General features: G+C 67.4%; 15 protein-coding genes. 3 read left to right on the forward strand and 12 right to left on the reverse strand.

The genetic code is table 11. The features are described from left to right. Window positions 1–18: 18 nt before the first annotated feature. Window positions 19–678: a decarboxylase gene (locus QP609_RS12500; RefSeq protein ID WP_197621121.1), complete on the reverse strand. Its 660-nt coding sequence runs from the start codon at window positions 676–678 to the stop codon at window positions 19–21. Between the two features lie 169 nt (window positions 679–847). Between QP609_RS12500 and QP609_RS12505 the strand changes: the two genes are divergently transcribed. Further along, a complete protein-coding gene (locus QP609_RS12505; protein ID WP_014037553.1) occupies window positions 848–1144 on the forward strand; it encodes a hypothetical protein in 297 nt (98 codons plus the stop codon). Between the two features lie 36 nt (window positions 1145–1180). Here QP609_RS12505 and QP609_RS12510 read toward each other — a convergent pair whose 3' ends face one another. The 7 genes from QP609_RS12510 to QP609_RS12540 form a co-directional block, all read right to left on the reverse strand. After that, entirely contained in the window at window positions 1181–2065 is an 885-nt protein-coding gene (locus tag QP609_RS12510) for a hypothetical protein (RefSeq protein ID WP_032957700.1), read from the reverse strand. 111 nt (window positions 2066–2176) lie between these two features. Further along, window positions 2177–3877: a D-lactate dehydrogenase gene (dld, locus tag QP609_RS12515; protein WP_197621122.1), complete on the reverse strand. Its 1701-nt coding sequence runs from the start codon at window positions 3875–3877 to the stop codon at window positions 2177–2179. Then, a complete protein-coding gene (lldD, locus tag QP609_RS12520; RefSeq protein ID WP_049407546.1) occupies window positions 3874–5013 on the reverse strand; it encodes an FMN-dependent L-lactate dehydrogenase LldD in 1140 nt (379 codons plus the stop codon). Before lldD ends, dld begins: the two co-directional genes overlap by 4 nt. 4 nt (window positions 5014–5017) lie before the next feature. Further along, on the reverse strand, window positions 5018–5782 hold the full coding sequence (lldR, locus tag QP609_RS12525) for a transcriptional regulator LldR (protein ID WP_014647493.1): 765 nt from the start codon (window positions 5780–5782) through the stop codon (window positions 5018–5020). A gap of 53 nt (window positions 5783–5835) precedes the next feature. Further along, window positions 5836–7494, reverse strand: coding sequence for an L-lactate permease (gene lldP / locus QP609_RS12530; protein ID WP_046431188.1), 1659 nt, complete (start codon window positions 7492–7494; stop codon window positions 5836–5838). 223 nt (window positions 7495–7717) lie between these two features. Next, window positions 7718–8170 (reverse strand): MgtC/SapB family protein, encoded by a 453-nt coding sequence (locus QP609_RS12535; protein ID WP_014647495.1) that lies wholly within the window; start codon window positions 8168–8170, stop codon window positions 7718–7720. A 129-nt stretch (window positions 8171–8299) separates the two neighbouring features. Next, window positions 8300–9058, reverse strand: coding sequence for an SDR family NAD(P)-dependent oxidoreductase (locus QP609_RS12540; RefSeq protein ID WP_014647496.1), 759 nt, complete (start codon window positions 9056–9058; stop codon window positions 8300–8302). A gap of 394 nt (window positions 9059–9452) precedes the next feature. Between QP609_RS12540 and QP609_RS12545 the strand changes: the two genes are divergently transcribed. Continuing rightward, entirely contained in the window at window positions 9453–10406 is a 954-nt protein-coding gene (locus tag QP609_RS12545) for an AraC family transcriptional regulator (RefSeq protein ID WP_049407541.1), read from the forward strand. Between the two features lie 119 nt (window positions 10407–10525). On the opposite strand, the gene QP609_RS12550 is transcribed toward QP609_RS12545, so the two are convergent. From QP609_RS12550 to QP609_RS12560, 3 genes are all read right to left on the reverse strand, one after another. Continuing rightward, window positions 10526–12436: a CocE/NonD family hydrolase gene (locus QP609_RS12550; RefSeq protein ID WP_032957710.1), complete on the reverse strand. Its 1911-nt coding sequence runs from the start codon at window positions 12434–12436 to the stop codon at window positions 10526–10528. A 216-nt stretch (window positions 12437–12652) separates the two neighbouring features. Continuing rightward, on the reverse strand, window positions 12653–13039 hold the full coding sequence (locus QP609_RS12555) for a DUF4440 domain-containing protein (protein ID WP_049440941.1): 387 nt from the start codon (window positions 13037–13039) through the stop codon (window positions 12653–12655). Next, on the reverse strand, window positions 13039–14397 hold the full coding sequence (locus QP609_RS12560) for an MFS transporter (RefSeq protein ID WP_197621123.1): 1359 nt from the start codon (window positions 14395–14397) through the stop codon (window positions 13039–13041). Before QP609_RS12560 ends, QP609_RS12555 begins: the two co-directional genes overlap by 1 nt. 105 nt (window positions 14398–14502) lie before the next feature. Here QP609_RS12560 and QP609_RS12565 point away from each other — a divergent pair, with 105 nt between their 5' ends. Next, the gene (locus QP609_RS12565; RefSeq protein WP_075076137.1) at window positions 14503–15399 is read left to right on the forward strand and encodes a LysR family transcriptional regulator; all 897 of its coding nucleotides are present in this window, start codon (window positions 14503–14505) and stop codon (window positions 15397–15399) included. 98 nt (window positions 15400–15497) lie between these two features. On the opposite strand, the gene QP609_RS12570 is transcribed toward QP609_RS12565, so the two are convergent. Beyond that, a complete protein-coding gene (locus QP609_RS12570; protein WP_197621124.1) occupies window positions 15498–18293 on the reverse strand; it encodes a glycoside hydrolase family 3 C-terminal domain-containing protein in 2796 nt (931 codons plus the stop codon). Window positions 18294–18570 lie beyond the last annotated feature (277 nt).

The following is an 18570-nucleotide window of genomic DNA, read 5'->3' on the forward strand; positions in this document are numbered from 1 at the left end:
GCCAGTGCAGTGCTGCAGTCAGTAGGTGCCGAACGGCACTTCAACCACGAACGGGGCCTCGCCGTCGCCGCCCTGCAGGGTGTAGCGGTCCAGCGCGCCATCGTCATCGGCGTGCGGCTGGCGCTGGAAATGCAGGGAATAACGGTTGTCGCCCAGCAGGACGGCACTGCCATCGTCCTCCAGCGCGGCGCCCTCGGGGATCAGCAGCCCGCCCAGGTCGCTGTAGGCCCCGGGCACATCGGCGAAGCCGTAGTCTGCCAGTTCGTCCACCCGCTGCATCGCGTAGACATGCGGCAGATAAGGACGCGCCGGGCTGCGGCCATTGCTCAGGTCGGTCACCCAGGCCTGCGGCAGGTGGTACTGCTCGCGCAGCGCGGCCACGCCCAGCGACGGGCTGGCCACCTGCAGGCAACACACCGCCCGCTTGCCTTCACGGTCGAGGATGGCGAAACGGTCGCCGCGGGTCGCCGCCTGCGGCAGCATGGCGAAGGCCAGATTGCGCTGGGCCGGCGCGTAGCCGGCCTCGGTCTGAAGGTTGCGCCACGCGCCGAACACCGGCGTTTCCGCGGCTGCGGCCGGCACTGGCTCGGCGGCAGTGGCGGCACACGTCACGGCCAGCACCGATACTGCAAGTACCGTCATCGCCCTGCGCTTGTCGCGGAAACTGTCTGCCGTCATACCGAATCCAGCACCTGCACCGGAATGGCCCGGCCTGCCCGCTGGCGCGATGCCAGTCATCCCTCCCACTATGCAATGACCATGCTGTGCCGGCAATGACCGGGGCGCTGACGCCTTTCGCGCGCCGGGTGCTATCGTTCCGCCCATCTTCCCTGCGCAGGAGCGCTGCATGTCCGCCTTCCGTCTGTCCCTGTTGCTACCCGCGTCGGCCCTGCTGCTGTCGGCCTGCGTCAGCACCCCCGGTCCGCAGGTCAAGGGTACCGGCCACTGCGACGCCAGCCAGCTGGGCTGGGCAATCGGCCAGCCCGCCAATGAGCCCAACATCCGCCGCCTGTCCAGCGAAAGCGGTGCCGGCCTGGTCAACCCGATCGGCCCCAACACCATCACCACCAAGGACATCCGCCACGACCGCCTGCGTGTGTACGTGGACAAGGACAACATCATCACCGCCACCCGCTGCGAGTAGGCGCTGTAGAGCCGAGCGCAGGCTCGGCTCTACAGCTCAGGGCTCGGTATACCCCGCGCAGTCCGGCAGCGCCTGGTCGGGGTGGAACACCCCATCACTGAAGCGGAACAACCGCGTGTAGCTGCACGCCGGGTCCTGCTCGGTGCGCAGGTCCTTCTTCTTCAACGGCCCCTTGGCCAGCGAATCCTCGAAGCGTGAGACACCGGCCGGGAACCGCGTCGCCACCGTCTGGTAGCGCAGCACCGGCATGCCCCCGGCGGCGGTATCCAGCGCCAGCCTTGCCGAGAACCCGTACTCGTCGTGGCAGGCACCGGCGCGCTGCTTCATGTCCTGCTCGCTGAAACAGGCGCGGATCATCGCGTTGCCCAGCCATGGCAGGGTCAGCACGTCGTCGTCCACCTGGATGTCATCCTGCAGGTGACGCACGCGCGCCAGCTGCAGCGTGGACGCGTCGGCACCACCGCCTGAGTACATCGTGCTGAATTTGACGATACCGCCCACCAGCACGTTCTGGCGGGCGCGCTGCCGCGGGTCGCTCACTGCCTCATCGCTGCCAACGCCAGGCGCAAGCCGCACGATCCACGGCCACAGCGAAAGCTCGCTTTCCTGCGGCACGTCGATGCTGACGTGGTAGACGTGCGGCTCGCTTTCGCCGGCCTCCCGTTCAGAGACTTCCAGCGTCGTCGGCCGATCGCCGTCCTCGGCCACCGGCTGCACACGCACGCACCAGGCACGATCGAGGGTGCAGTACTGCATGCGTGCTTCGCCCTGCCCTCCCTGTTCCAGCACCTGCCCCAGCGGCTCCATCACGTTGCCGGCGGCGTCGCGCTGCTGCGGCAGGATCGCGGACTGCGCCAGCACCAGCAGCGGTGTTGCCAGCAATGCAGCGCACAGGGTCGCGCGGGCAACGATGGTGGGCATGGGCGGCTCCTGCGTACGGGATTCCGATGGTAACCGCTGTCCGGGTGGGGCTGAGCCATGCTCGACGGCTGTCTGTCGGGAAGAGCAGCCGAGCATGGGCTCGGCTCTACATCATCCGCAGTCGCAGCCACCCCACCCTTTTTCCTTCGAGGTCTGGCCGATGCCCGGATTGAACGTATTGCTCGGGTCCAGCTGCCGATAGAACCCGGCCAGGGCCGGCTTGGCCGGGTATAGGTGGCCGACATTGTGCTCGGCCGGATACTCGGCGCCGCGCTGGTCCAGCAGCGCCCACATCGCGTGCTCGATCGCCATCGGGTCTTCGCCCTTGCGTGCGATGTAGTCCTGGTGGAACACATGGCACAGGAAGTGCCCGTAATACAGCTTGTGCAGCAGGCGGCCATCGATATCGGCCGGCAACTGCTCGAACCAGTCGGCATCATCGCGGCGCAGGGCGATGTCCAGCGCCACGATATCCTGCACCTGGTCCCGATGCACTTCGCGGTAGCGCACCGCCGCGCCGGCCACCGCGAAGCGATGCAGGAACGCCTTGCGCCCCTCATCGGCCGTGCAGTGGAAGTAACCACCCTCATGATCGGCGAAGAAGCCGCGCAGCCAGGCCTCGGTTGCCGCCGCGTCCTGTGCGGAGACCTTCAGCAACAGGTGATGCTCGTAGCGCTGGCGGAATTCACCCATGCGCCTGGGCAGGTGCGAGGGCAGCAGGCCGGTCAGCATCTGCATCACCCGGTCGGTCACCCCGCGCAGGCCCAGCCGTTCGAACCATCCATCGACCCGGCTCTTCAATGCGAACGCGGCGGGCACACGGGAAGTGCCGAGGCGGTCGATCAACAGGAAGCTGTCCTTGCCGTAGCGCTCGCCGATGTCATAGGCATCGCGGTGGATGTACTCGCCGGCAATCGGCAGGCGCTCGAAGCCGGTCAGCAGCTGGCGCCGGATCGCAGTGAGGCTGTCGGTGCGGTTGCTGCCGATGTAGAAGACCTCGGCGGGCTCCTTTTCGAAGGTATCCAGGCGCACCGCGAACACCGCCAGCTTGCCGGCCGAACCGGCCGCTTCGAAGTGGCGGCTGGGGTCGGCGTTGAAGCGTGCCGGCGTATCGGCATCGACCCGGCGCACTTCCTCGGCGTAGCGTGGATCAGACGCGGCGCGGCCATCGCCGTCACCCACGTCCTCAGCGGCATAGTCACCGGCCTGCAGGCGCTGCAGGATCTGCTCGGGCGTATCACCCAGCGCGATGCCGAGGTGGTTGACCAGCTGCAACTGGCCCTGCGCATCGACCTGCGCATACAGCGCCAGCTCGGTATAGGCCGGGCCACGGCGCACCAGCGCGCCGCCGGAGTTGTTGCAGATGCCGCCCAGCACCGAGGCGCCGATGCAGGAGGAGCCGATCACCGAATGCGGTTCGCGGCCCAGCGGTGCCAGGGTCTGCTCCAGGCGGTCGAGCGTGGCGCCGGGCAGGCACAGCACCTGGCGGCCCTCGTTCAACAGCTGGATGCCGGTCAGGCGCAGCGTGCTGACCAGCACGATCGGGCGCCCATAGTCGTCCCCATCCGGGGTCGAGCCACCGGTCAGGCCGGTATTGGCCGCCTGCAGGATGATCGCCGCTCCGCCCTGCACCGCTGCCTGCAGCACATACCACAGTTCCAGCAAGGTACCTGGGCGCACCACCGCCAGCACCGGGCCATCGCCGAAGCGGTAGCCACGGCGGAAACGGCGCGTGGCCTTGTCACCGGTCAATACATGGCGGCCGCCAACCGCGTCGCGCAACTGCGCCAGCACGGCATCATGGCCACTCATGGCAGGTTGACCAGCGAATCGCGCCCGATGTCGGCAATACGGTGCGCGCCGGTCAGTGTCATCGCCACGCGCATCTCCTTGGCGATCAGGTCCAGCAGGTTGGCCACGCCGGCCTCGCCCTGCGCGGCCAGCGCATAGACGAAGGCGCGCCCCAGCAGCACGGTATCGGCCCCCAGCGCCAGCATGCGCACCACGTCCAGGCCGGTACGGATGCCCGAATCGGCCAGGATCTTCAGGTCGCCCTGCACCGCATCGGCGATGGCCGGCAATGCACGTGCGGTAGACAGCACGCCATCCAGCTGGCGACCACCGTGGTTGGAGACCACGATGCCATCGGCACCGAACCTGACCGCATCGCGCGCATCATCCGGGTCGAGGATGCCCTTGATCACCATCGGGCCCTTCCAGAACTCGCGGATCCACTCCAGGTCCTTCCACGAAATGGACGGATCGAAGTTGCTGCCCAGCCAGCCGATGTAATCCTCCAGCCCGGTCGGGTTGCCGCGGTAGGTGGAGATGTTGCCCAGGTCATGCGGACGGCCGAACAGGCCGACGTCCCACGCCCAGTGCGGATGGGTGACGGCCTGGCCGATGCGGCGCAGCGAGGCATTCGGGCCGCTCATGCCGGAGTGTGCATCACGGTAGCGCGCGCCCGGCACCGGCATGTCCACGGTGAACACCAGCGTGGTCACGCCGGCGGCCTGTGCCCGCTCCAGCGCATTGCGCATGAAGCCACGGTCGCGCAGCACGTACAGCTGGAACCACATCGGCCGCTGGATGGCCGGTGCCACTTCCTCGATCGGGCACACCGATACGGTGGACAGGGTGAACGGGATGCCCCGGCTGTCGGCCGCGCGCGCCGCCTGCACTTCACCGCGGCGGGCATACATGCCGGTCAGGCCGACCGGCGCCAGCGCCACCGGCATTGCCAGCGTTTCGCCGAACAGCTCGGTTTCCAGGCTCAGGTCGGACATGTTGCGCAGGATGCGCTGGCGCAGCGCGATGTCGGACAGGTCGGAAACGTTGCGCTTCAGCGTGTGCTCGGCATACGCGCCGCCATCGATGTAGTGGAACAGGAACGGCGGCAGCCGGCGTTGCGCTGCGGCACGGTAATCGGTGGAGGCGGAGATGATCATGGGGTCAACCGTGTGGGGAAGGCAGGCGCGAGGCCCGCGCACGCCGGGCTTCGTTGTCATCGAGCGTGCGCAGCGTGGTGTGCACGAACTCGAGGTGGGCATGCGCGGCGGCGCGCGCGCGTTCGGGGTCGCCGGCCAGCACCGCATCCATCATTTCGCGGTGCTGGTCGGACAGGGGCGAGAAGGTCCTCGCCGAGGTGTAGAGCTTCTCGCGGCTCTGCGAGATGTTGGTCTGCAGCAGTTCGAACAGGCCGCGCATCACCTGCAGCAGCACCAGGTTGTGGGAGGCCTCGGCGATGGACAGGTGGAAGGCCGCGTCAGCCTCTGCTTCACCGGTGGGGTCGTCCTTGCCGTGCGCGTCCATCATGGTCTGGAAGGCCTGCGCGATGCGCGTACGGTCCTCATCGGTGGCTCGCAGCGCCGCATGCCAGGCAGTGGCACCTTCCAGCGCGTGGCGGATCTCCAGCACGTCAAAACGGTATTCCGGGTCGCCCTGGAACAGCGGCAGGTACGGCGCCAGCGGTTCATCCAGCGCCTGCCGCGCGCGCGCCGCCGGTTCGGCCACGTAGGTGCCGCCACCGATGCGTGCGGTCAGCAGGCCCTGGCTGGCCAGCTGCGCGATGGCCTCGCGCAGCGCGGTGCGCGAGACCCCCAGCTGCACCGCCAGGGTGCGCTCGGCGGGCAACCGGTCGCCCGGCCGCAGCCGCTGTTCCTGCACCAGGCCGCGCAGCTGCGCGGCCACCCTGTCCGAAATACGTTGCGTGCTCATGGCGCCATTGTGGCCCGAAGCGCACAGCGGGTGGTCGGCCAGCCATGCATGGCTCAGGGAATCATCCAGGTCAGCCAGTAGGCCTGGGCCAGGGTGATCAGGCCGACCATCGTGGTGAAAATCAGGCTGTGCTTGACGGTGAAGCGGAACAGGTCCGACTCCTTGCCGGCCAGGCCGACCGCCGCGCAGGCAATGGCAATCGACTGCGGCGAGATCATCTTGCCGGTAACGCCACCGGTGGTGTTGGCCGCCACCAGCAGCACGTCGGATACGCCGATCTGCTGCGCGGTGGTGGCCTGCAGCGCCGAGAACAGCGCATTGGACGAGGTATCCGAACCGGTCAGGAACACGCCCAGCCAGCCCAGGAACGGCGAGAAGAACGGGAACGCATCGCCGGTGTGCGCCAATGCCAGCGCCAGTGTTGCCGACAGGCCCGAGTAGTTGGCGATGAAGGCGAAGGCGAGCACCATGCCGATCGAGTAGATCGGCATGCGCAGCTCACGCACGGTTTCGCCGAAGGTCTGCAGCGCCGACCGGGCCGGCATGCGCAGTGCGATGATCGCGATCACCGCCGCAAGGATGATCGCGGTGCCGGTGGCCGAGAACCAGTCGAATTTGTAGATCGCCTCATAGCTGAGCGGCGCGTCGACGATCGGCGGCATCTTCTGCACCCTCTGGTCCAGGCCCGGCACCGGGAGCTTGAGCACCCAGCCTTCCAACGGGCCGCCTGCCGCGAACAGCGACTTGAACGGCTTGATGCTCCACAGCGTGACCATCGCGGTGAGGATCAGGAACGGCGACCACGCCTTGGCGATCTGGCCGACGCTGTAGCGTGGTGCCTCCAGTGCCTGCGCGGCCGCCTCGGCGCTGGTTTCGGTATCGAAGCGGAAGATCCGTACCGGCTTCCAGCGGCGCAGGAACAGGGTCAGGCACACCAGCGACGCCAGCGAGGCGGTGATGTCCGGCAGCTCCGGGCCGATGAAGTTCGAGGTGAGGTACTGCGCGATGGCGAACGAGCCACCGGCCACCAGCACCGCCGGCCAGGTTTCCCTGATGCCACGCCAGCCATCCATGATGGCCATGATCCAGAACAGCACGATCACAGTCAGGAACGGCAGCTGGCGGCCGGCCATCTGGCCGATCTCGAATGCATCCAGGCCGGTGACCTGCCCGGCCACGATGATCGGGATGCCCATCGCACCGAACGCCACCGGCGCAGTGTTGACGATCAGGCACAGGCCGGCGGCATACAGTGGCTTGAAGCCCAGCCCGACCAGCAGCGCCGCCGTGATCGCCACCGGCGCACCGAAGCCGGCCGCGCCTTCCAGGAAGGCACCAAACGCGAAACCGACCATCAGCATCTGCAGGCGCTGGTCTTCGGTCACCGACAGGATCGAGGCGCGGATGATGTCGAACTGACCGGTCTTGACCGAGACCTTGTAGAGGAACACCGCGCCGATGATGATCCAGGCGATCGGCCACAGGCCGTAGACGAAGCCGAAACCGGCCGCGCCCAGCGCCTGGCTCAACGGCATGCGGTAGAACAACAGGGCCACGCCAAGCGCGATGGCCACGGTGATCGTGCCGGCCAGCCAGCCCTTCATGCGCAGCACCGCAAGGGCAACGAAGAAGAACGCGATCGGCAGCAGCGCGATCAGGCTGGACAACCACAGGTTGCCGGCGGGGTCGTACAGGTGTTGCCAGGGCTGCATGAAGGCTCTCGACTGGGGCGGGATGTGCTCCACCGCAGGCGGTGGGTCGCCGTGGCTGTCGATTATTGGTCGTACCAATAATGATTTCGATCAGACCACTTGCAGCTGATTTAACCGCCGCTCCGACGACGTGCCTATTAGACCATAGGGCTAGACTTCATATTGGTCCGACCATTACGGCTCTCATGGTAGTGGCGGCCGCTGGCCGGCAACTAGACCTTCCCTACGGAATCCTTTTCTCCAACCGCCGCATCACCGCCAGCACCAGCACGCACAGCACGCTCACCCCGATGGCGATCACGTACTTGCTGATCCCCACCGCAATCCCGATGGCCGCTGCCATGATCAGCGAGCTGGCCGTGGTCAGGCCGCTGACCTGGTCCTCGCGTGACCCACGCAGGATGGTGCCAGCGGCAACGAAGCCGACACAGGCCACCACCGCTTCGATCAGGCGCACCGGATCGACCTGCAGCAGGTCGCGGTAGCGCTCCTGCTGGAAATGCTCGGCCACCGAGTCGCCGAGGCCGACGATCAGCGCAGCGGCCCCCGCGATCAGCATGTGCGTACGCAGGCCAGCGGCGTGCTTGCCCATCTCGCGCTCGACGCCGAGCACGCCGCCGAACAGCATCGCTGCGGCAACGCGCAGCAGGATCGAGACATCCTGGGTGAGTTCCATGGTCAAGCTCCGGGGTTTTCCCGGAGCGTCGCGTGGCCCCCGTGGCACAGAGGTGAAGGCCACGCCACAGTCCGTTCACCCGGTAGCGCCGGGCGACACCCGGCGGCACCGCACCCTGCGTTCAACGCATCACTGCGCCAGGTAGCCACCATCGATGGCGTAGTACGCGCCGGTCGCAAACGAGGCGTCGTCGCTGGCCAACCAGGCCACCAATGCCGCCACTTCCTCGGCCGTGCCCAGCCGCTTCAGCGCGTGCCGTCCTTCCAGCGTGGCGCGCACCTTCGGGTCCATCTTCTCCAGCAGCGGCGTGCTGATGAAACCCGGACCCACCGCGTTGACACGGATGCCGTCGGCCGCATGTTCCCACGCGGCGGTCTGGGTCAGCCCGACCACGCCGTGCTTGGCCGCCGCATAAGCGGTGGAACCGGCATAGCCCACCTGGCCCAGGATCGAGGCCATGTTGATGATGCTGCCGCCGGTTCCAGCGGCCCGCATTGCCTGGATCTGCGCACGCTGGCACAGGAACACACTGGTGAGGTTGACGTCGATGACCCGCTGCCAGCCCTCGATCGGATAGTCGCCGCTGCTGGCCGCCGGCCCGCCGATACCGGCGTTGTTGACCGCCACATGCAGGCCGTCAAGTTCCTTGACCGTGCGCTGCACCGCCGCCTCCACTGCTGCATCGTCGGTGACGTCCAGCGCGATGCCGATGGCCTGTGCGCCGGTGCTGCGCAACTGCGCCACGGTGGCATCCACCGCATCCTGCTTGAGGTCCCAGACCGAAATACGGGCACCGGATGCGGCCAGCGTCTGTGCCACGGCCAGGCCGATGCCCGACACGCCGCCGGTCACGATCGCGGTCTTGCCGGTCAGCTGGTAATCAATCATCTGCATTCTCCATCGGTGGGGGTAGCGATGCGGCGCGCGGCCGCCAATCCATCACCTTACGCCGGCCGCTGTGACGAGCAGACCAACAGCCTGTCCGCGGATGATCGTTCCAGCAATGAAACCTCAACCGAAGTTCATGTAAGGAATCAAGTACGGATATAGCGGCAAAACGCTGGCGTATGTCCGGCACCCCGTTCAACTTGGCCGTAATGACCAATCGGTTTGACCGTATTCAAATCCCCTGCGAATGATTCGCAGCGACAATGGGAAACGTTTCCAGTTTCTTCGACACATTTTTTCCAACCTGGCGTTTTCCGGCCTTCCAGGCTGCCCGCTACGCGGGGCAGCACATGGGCCATGGTGCCAGCGCCTCCCCTCCTGTACGTGCCGAGCGATGTCCCGATACTTCACCTTTGCCGATTACCGCCGCTTCGGCCAACGCCACGGCTTCGATTACCGCGCTGATCCGGAACACCTGCGTGACGACCAGTGGGCCGGCCGCGGCGAAGTCAACGAACAGTTCATGCGCGGTGGCATGAGCCTGATCGCCTCCGACGTGCATAACCGGTTCCCCTATGTGGCGACCGCGCAACAGCGGCCCGGGCTCGCCATCCGCGTGATGCTGCAGGGTCAGGTCGACGTGCGTATCCCGCGACGCGGAAGTTTCACCCTGCGTGCCGGCACCGCGATGACCGCCCACCATCGCGACCAGATCGAGATGACCGGCGCGCACCCCGGCGAAACGCGCCTGCGCGGGGTCAGCGTGATCGTGCCGGGTGGCATCGACGCGGATGTTTTCCAGATGCCACAGCTGGAAAAAGCGCTTGGCACGCACCTGGAATGCCGCCACTGGGCCATTCCCCACGCCATGCTGCCGGTGCTGGGCCAGTTGTTCGACAGCCCGTGGCAGGACGGCATCGACGCGCTGTGGCGCGAAGGCGTGGCATTGCAGCTGCTGGCCCTCGGCCTGCAGGCCGAGGATCTGCAGACCGACCCGGTGCGCACGCTGCGTGCCGGCCAGCGCGAGCGCCTGGAACGGGTACGCAGTTACCTGCATGACGACCCCAGCCATGCACACAGCCTGGTCGAGCTGGCCCGGCTGGCCTGCATGAGCCCCAGCTCATTGCGCCGCCATTTTGCCCAGCAGTATGGAAGTTCGGTGTTCGACTACCTGCATGAACAGCGCATGCGCCATGCCGAACAGGGCCTGCGCGAAAACGGATGGACGGTTGAGCAGGCCGCCGCCGCCAGCGGCTACCGCCACCCCAGCAACTTCGCCGCCGCGTTCCGCAAGCGCTTCGGCCTGGTCCCCAGCCGCTGGCGTACGGGCCCCTCGAAGGTGGGGTGAGGATCCCCGCTCCGGTAGGTGTCGACCTTGGTCGACACGCTCTCGCGCCGTCGCGGATGCCGGCCAGCGGCCGGCACTACCGCCGCCGGGCATCGCGCACCCGGCGTACCTCATCAACCTCAATACACCGGCAGATCGATGTAACTGGCCTGCGCTGCGCTGTGCCAGACCCGCTGCGTGGCCTTCTGGTAATCGCCCGGCTTGGCCAGGTAGATGTTCGGCACGTACGTCTGCGGATTGCGGTCATACAGGGGGAACAGGCTGGACTGCACCTGCACCATCACCCGATGGCCCTTCTGGAAGGTGTGGTTGGCGTTGGGCAGGTCGAAGCGGTACGGCAGCACCTGGTTGGCGGCCAGCGGCTTCGGATCGCTGAAGCTTTCGCGGTAACGGCCACGGAAGATCGCCAGCGACACCGGCAGCTCGTAGCCACCCATCTCCGGCGTCGACGCTTCCTGGTCCGGATACACGTCGATCAGCTTCACCACCCAGTCGCTGTCGGTGCCACTGGTCGAGGCCTGCAGGTGAACCACCGGTGCGCCGCCGATGCGCAGCGGCGCGGTCAGCGGTTCGGTGATGAAGGTCAGCACGTCCGGGCGGCCATCAACGAATCGCTGGTCCTTGACCAGCCAGGTGGTCCACATGTCGCGGTCGCCGAAGCGGACCGGGCGCGGCACGAACGGTACCGGCTTGGCCGGGTCGGACACGTATTCCTCGAAGTCCCCCTCGCCCGCCGCCGGTGCCTGGAACGCCAGCTTGCCGCCAGCGCGCAGGTACAGCGGCTTGCTGCTGGCGGCACAGCCCTTGTCGCAGCTGCGCGGCCAACCCTTCAGGCGGTCCCAGTGGTTCTCGCCGGTGTTGTAGATCAGCACCGGCGGCGTATCGGCCTTCGGCGCGCCATCCACCAGGTACTGGTCGAAGAACGGCTTGAGCACATCGCGACGGAACTGCAGCGCGGTATCGCCATCGAACTTCAGCGCACCCAGCTCGCTGCCGCCGTAGTTCACCTGGCTGTGCCGCCACGGGCCCATCACCAGGTAGTTGCGGTTGTTGCCGCTGTCGCGCCCTTCCATCGCCTGGTAGGCGTGGTTGGCACCCCACATGTCTTCCTGGTCCCACAGGCCCTGCAGCCACATGGTCGGCACCTTCAACGGTGTCTTGGCCATCACCGCGTCCAGCGCCTGGCCCTGCCAGAAGCCATCATAGGCCGGGTGCTCGACCAGCTTCTTCCACCAGGTCAGCTGGTCCACGCCGGTGAAACGCGCGTAGTCACCGGCCGAACCGAGGCGCAGGAAGGTGCTGTAGTCGTCATAGCCGAGGCTGGGCAGCGGCGTGCCCTTGCCGCGCTTCTCGGTCTGCATTGCGAAATAGTTGAAGTTGACCTGGCGGAACGCACCGTAGTTGAGCCAGTCGTCACCCATCCAGCCATCGACCATCGGGCTCTGCGGCGCGGCCACCTTCAGTGCCGGGTGCGGGTCGGTCAGCGCCATCACCACGGTGAAACCCTCGTACGACGAGCCGAGCATGCCGACCTTGCCGTTACTCTCCGGCACGTTCTTCACCAGCCAGTCGATGGTGTCCCAGGCGTCGGTGGAGTGATCCACCCTGGTGTTGTTCAACGGCCCGCGCAGCGGCCGGGTCATCACGTAATCGCCTTCGGAGCCGTACTTGCCACGGATGTCCTGGAACACGCGGATGTAACCGCCGTCGACGAACACCTCGTCGCCCTGTGGCAGCAGGTCGCGCATGCGCGGCGAATCACTGCGGTTGGCGCGGCCGGCGGCATCGTAGGGGGTGCGGGTCAGCAGGATCGGGGCATTGCGGGCACCCTTGGGCACCACGATCACCGTATACAGCTTGGTGCCATCACGCATCGGCACCATCACCACGCGCTTGTCGTAGTCACGACCGACATCGGGGGCAACGAAGGGCTTGCCGCTAATGTCCGGGGTCATCGGCGGGGTATCGGCGGCCAGCACGGCGCTGGACAGGCAAAGGGCAATGGCTACAGCGACGGCACGCACACGCATGGACAACCCCTCCCGGCAGGAAAGCTCCAAGCCTACTCCTGCCCCGAGCCATGAAGTGTGTGCGGGCTTTGCATTCTGCGGTGGATGCAGGCAGGACTGATGGCACATGTGCGGCCAATGTGGGAGCAGTGCGTCCTGTAGAGCCGAGCCCACGCTCGGCTCAGACCGCCGCGACCTACCCGAAGAGCAGCCGAGCGTAGGCTCGGCTCTACAACATCAGGCCACCACCACCTCATGCAGTGCCAGCCAGCGCCAGCGACCCTCTTCCTGCCGCAGCACCGCCAGTGACTCCCGCCATGCAGGCGTGCCGCCATCGAGCGAATGCCCTTCGCGATAGCGCAGCACCGCCAGCGGTGAAGGCGCTTCCACCGCGTGCACGGCGTCGATGGAAATCCGCAGCCCGGGGCGCGCCCCGTGACCGCCCGCGAACAACGCCTGCACGGCTTGCCGATCCAATCGGCGACCCGCGATGCCGACCATGCTGAAGTCCGCGCTGAAGTGCGCCATCAGATCCTCCAGCGCATCGGCGCCGACATCGGCACGGAACCAGGCCTGCAGCTTGTCGTGCAGGTGGTGGATTTCATGTTCTGCGGTGGTATCCATCAGATGTTCTCCGGTTGCGAAAGGGTGAGCAACTGCGGCCGGCGCAGCAGCGCCATCGGCAGCAGGGTCAGTACCGCGGCCAGACCCAGCGCCATGCCGGTGCCGTGGGCCGGCAGCCATTGCATGGCCAATGCCAGCAGCAGCGCGATGGCCGCGGTGCCCAGGCAGAAGCTGAGCTGGCGGTTGAGGTTCCAGAGTGCACTGGCATCGCCCAATGCTTCGCCCTCGACCCCATGGAAGGCCAGCGTCTGCGCGGTGCTGCTGCACAGGCTGCCGCCGGCGCCCATCAGCGCGAACAGCAGCCCGGCCAACGCGAAGGCCGGCTGCGGCAGCAGCGCCATCAAAAGCAGGCCGCTGGCCTGCAGGAGCATGCCCGTACGCAGTACCGTGGCCGGGCCGAAGCGCGCCAGCAGGCGCTTGCTGGCCGTGATCGCAATGGCCGAGGCCAGCGCCCAGGGCAGCATCAACGCGCCGATGCGTGCCGCGCTGTAACCGGCCTGGTGCAGCTGCAGGGTACTGACCAGCTGGCTGCCGATGAACACACCGGGCACTGCCAGATAGACCAGCATCGCCAGGCGCAGGCCCCGATGGGACAGCAGCGACCAGCGCAGCAGGGGCTGCGCCTGCTGCCGTGCATGCCGCAGGTGGGCCGCCGCCAACAGCATTGCGATCAACAGCAGTACGGCACCGGCGGCCCGATGGCCGGGTTCACCCAGCCAGGTCAACGCCAGCAGCAGCGCGCCCAGCGCCAGCATCGCGGTGGACAGCGCATAGGCCTGCAGGCGCGGCGCACTGCGCGCGCCATCGGCCGGCATCCAGGCCAGCACCAGGCTGATCGCCACCACCGCCAACGGCAGGCTGGCCCAGAGCACGCCGCGCCAGGACAACCACTGCACCAGCAACCCGCCCAGCGCCGGCGCCAGTGCGGGCACCAGCAGCGCCACCAGCAGGATGCGGCGGGTCAGCGCGCCACGCTGGTCCGGCGTGCACTGTCGGTACGCTGCCGCCTGTGCCACCGGAATCAGCAGGCCACCGGCCAGCCCCTGCAGCAGGCGCCAGCCCAGCAGCCAGCCGATACCCGGTGCGGCGCCGGCCAGCACAGCGGCAACCGCGAACAACAGCAACGCCACCAGCAGCAGGCGACGCTCACCACAGCGCGCGGCCAACCAGGGCGCCAGCGGAATCACCACGCTCAGGCCCAGCATGTAGGCGGTGCCCACCCAGGCCAGGGTACCGACATCAGCGTGCAGTTCCGCTGCCAGTGCCGGATAGGCCACCGTGGCGATGAACATGTTGACCAGATCCAGGGCGAACACCAGCAGGAAGATCGCCTCATGGCGCAGGCGGGGGGACGGCATCGGCGGTGCTCCAGCAGAGAGACCGCCAGCATGCCGCCCGGGAGCTGTTGGAAAAACACGACAACACCTGCAACACTGTCAAATCTGTTTTGACAATGAATCGCCATGGTCAGTCTCGATCGCTTCGATATCTTCCGTGCCGTGGTCGAGGCCGGCAGCCTGACCGCAGCGGCCGATCGGCTCGGCCTGAGCCGTGCGGTGGTCAGCTTCAACCTGAAGCGACTGGAGCAGGAACTGGGCGTGACCCTGCTGCTGCGCAGTACCCGCCACCTGGCCCTGACCGACGCTGGCGAGCAGTTCCTGCAGCACTGCGTACAGGCGCTGGATGCCGCGCAGGCGGCAATCGACGCCGCGCGGCGCGACCAGCACCAGCTGCAGGGTGTGCTGCGCCTGACCACCACCCCGGAGTACGCGCAGCTTCGCCTGATTCCCGCACTGGAAGCCTTCCGTGCGCGGCATCCGGCCCTGCAGCTGCACCTGTCCACGTCTCCCGCGCCGGCAGACCTGATTCCCGAGCGCTTCGACCTGGCGATCCGTCTTGGCCGTCTGCCCGATTCGGGCCTGCATGCCAGTGAACTGGAACGGCACCCGCTGTGCGCGGTGGCGGCTCCGTCCCTGCTGGCACGCCTGCCCTCTGCCGATGCGGCCAATGACCCCGTGCAACTGGGCACCCTGCCCCGCCTGGGTTACCCGCGCCTGGCCGACGTGCCGGTGGTCGCGCCCGACGGCAGCGACGCCTTGTTTGCCACCAATCCGGGCAATGCAGTGGTGCGCGTGGATGGTGCCAGCAGCCTGCGCGCCTTCGCCGTGGCCGGCGCCGGGGTCACCGTGCTGCCAAGCTGGCTGATCGAGGACGACCTGGCCCAGGACCGCCTGCGCCCGGTGCTGCGCCAGCACCGCTTCCCGCAGCAGAGCGTGTACGCGGTCTACCCGCACAGCACGCAGCCCTCGCCGAAGGTGCGGCAGCTGATCGATTTCCTGCGCGGGTGGTTCGCCATATGAAAAGGGGACGGAGGGGATTAAGTCGTTTATGCATAAACGACTTAATCCCCTCCGTCCCCTTTTTCAGGCACGGCCCTTGCGGGCCGTGCCTTCAAGCCTCAGCGCAGCACCTGCTCCACCAGCTGCACGTCCACCGTCTGCAGCGGTTCGGCGGCGTTGCGCGACAGCTGCACCTGGTAGGTGCCGCCATCGATCTTCCACTGGCGCGCCTGTGCATCGTAGTGGGCCAGCGTCTTCGGCTCGGCTTCGATGCGGATGCGGCGCTGTTCGCCCGGCTGCAGGGTCACCTTGTCATAGCCGATCAGGCGGATCGGCGTGGTGCTGCCGGCCGGCAGCTTCAGGTACAGCTGGGCCACGTCGGCACCGGCGCGCTTGCCGATGTTGCGGATGTCGACGCTGGCGACCAGGCGCGAACCTTCCACGCTCACCTTCAGGTTGTCATAGGCGAACGAGGTGTAGGACAGGCCATGGCCAAAGGCGAAGGTCGGGGTCAGGCCCTTGGCCGCCATCCACTTGTAGCCGACGTTGGCGCCTTCGATATCGAAATCGAACACATCACCGAACGGCTTGGCCGGCTTGAAGCCGAGGCCGTCGATGTGCGGGCGCGGCAGCTGCGATTCGTCCGTCACCCAGGTCACCGGCAGGCGGCCGGACGGATTGACCTGGCCGGTCAGCAGTGCGGCAATGCCTTCGCCACCGCGGATGCCCGGGTACCAGGCCTGCAGCATCGCCGGCACCTGCGCCAGCCACGGTGTGCGCACCGGGCCGTTGGTTTCCAGCACCAGCACGGTCTTCGGGTTGGCCTTGGCCACTGCCGAGATCAGGGCATCCTGGTTGTCCGGCAGCTGCATGTCCGGCAGGTCCACCGATTCGGCAGCCCACTGCGTGGCAAACACGATGGCCACATCCGCCTGCGCGGCCGCCTTGGCCGCAGCAGCGGCGTTGGTGCCATCGACATACGTGATAGTCGTGTCCGGGCGCGCCGCACGCAGCGATTCCAGCGGCGAGGACGGATGGAAGATCACCGGGCCCGGCCAGGTGGTCGGCATCACGCCGGGCACCGCGTTGGTGCCCTTGGCGGTCACGCCCACCATCGATGAACCACCGCCACCGATCACGCCCTTGTCGGCATGGCCGCCGATGATGACGATGCGCTTCACGCTGTCGGCCAGCGGCAACAGGTTGCCCTCATTGCGCAGCAGTACGCTGCCCTCCTCCACCGTGCGCTGGGCAACGGCGAAGCCGGCCTCGGCATCCACCTTCTGGTGCTGCGGCGGGTTGTCGAAGTTGCCATGCAGGAACATCGTGCGCAGGATGCGCGCCACCATGTCGTTCAGGCGCGCCTGCGGCACCACGCCGCCATGCACGGCCAGGCGCAGCGGTTCATCGAAGAACACCGCCGCGTCGAACACCTCACCGGCCGACTGCTGGTCCAGGCCGGCCAGCGCAGCCTTCGAGCCACTGTGCACGCCACCCCAGTCGGACATCACGAAACCGGGGAACTTCCATTCCTGCTTCAGCACCTGGTTCATCAGGTAGCCGTTCTCGCAGCCGTAGGTGCCGTTGATCTTGTTGTACGAGCACATCGCCACGCCCGGGCGACCGGCATCCAGCGCGATCTCGAAGGCCAACAGGTCCGACTCGTGCATGGCCTGCTCGCCGATGCGCACGTCGTGGAAGTTGCGACGGGTCTCCATGTCGTTCAGCGCGAAGTGCTTCATCGAGGAGATCACGTGCTGGCTCTGCACGCCCTGGATCAGCGCGCCAACCATCGAGCCGGCCAGCAGCGGGTCTTCGCCGGCGTACTCGAAGTTGCGGCCGTTGCGCGGGTCACGCTGCAGGTTGACGCTGCCCGACAGCAGGATATTGAAGCGCTGCTGCCACGCCTCGCGGCCCATCGTGGCGCCACCGGCGAAGGCAACTTCGCGGTTCCAGCTCGATGCGGTGGACGGGCCCGATGGCATCGCCGTGGCGAAGTCGCCCGGGCGGATGCCCCCCGGATTGGTCACGCCGACACCGGCATCGGCCGACTGCTGCGACGGGATGCCCAGCCGCGGTACGCCCGGCACGAAGCCGGCCGAACCGACCGCACCTTCCGGCAGCGGGCCGCCGTCCTTGCCCAGCCCGAAGTAGCTGTGCAGCATCTGGAACTTCTCATCCTCGGTCATCGCCTTCAGCAGCAGCGCAGCGCGCGCATCGGCGTTGAGCGTGGTGTCCATCCACGGCGTGTCGCCGTGCTTGTCGGCGGCATAGGCCAGGGTCAGCAGGGTGGCATGCAGCGTGCTGCCTTCCACCTTGAACGGCGCGCTGCTGGCGGCCTGGAAGCCGTCGCTGAAATAGCTGGCATCGGCTTCCAGCGCCACACGCGCCGGATCGAAGCCTGCGGCCTTGGCCGATTCACCGGCCACCGCGCCGAGCAGCACCGCCGGTGCACCCAGCCGCGAACGGGTGACCAGCGCCGGCAGCTGCGCCGCACCTGCACCGGCATCGGTATAGACCGCCACAGTGTGGCGGCCATCGTCCAGGCGCAGGTAGTTCAGGCCCGGCTGGTCGGGGCCGGATTCAGCGGCGATCGGCAGCCGGGTCAGAACAGCCTGGCCGCGCTGGGTCTGGCCATCGTCCTTGCCGGCGGCAATGAAGCGGTACTCGTAGCCCAGGCCATCGGCCAGCACCTGCAGCGGATCGACCTGGCCGATGCCGCGCTGCACCTGGCGCACGCTCACCGCGTCCACCTTCAGGCTCTTCAGTTGCGCGGCCAGCGCCGGCATCGCCTCGGCGTGGGGCGCCTGTTCCAGGGTCAGCACAGTGAACGCGGCCGGGTCGGCCCAGGCCGGAGCGGCCAGTGCGGCAGACAGGGCCAGAGACAGTGCAAGCGGTTTTGTAAACGTTTTCATCGGCAGGCGTAATTCCGTTGCCAAGGCAATCGGTCCAGGGAAAGTGCCGCCGAAGGGTGCAGCGTTCATGCCGCGCAGGGGTTGCCAGGCAACGCCCCGCAGGCCGATGGACGGGCCGGTCTGCGCGCGGGACCCTCCTCCCGGCGTGACAACCTGCCTGCCCGGGCCGCGCAGGGCGACCCAATCCTGTGAAGATTGTGCGAGGGCGTTCACACCTGTCAACAGGACCTAAGTCACAGGGGCAACCCGGCCAATGGTTATCAGGCCATCACTGGCG

The organism is Stenotrophomonas sp. 8(2023) (assembly GCF_030345295.1).
GTDB lineage: Bacteria > Pseudomonadota > Gammaproteobacteria > Xanthomonadales > Xanthomonadaceae > Stenotrophomonas > Stenotrophomonas muris.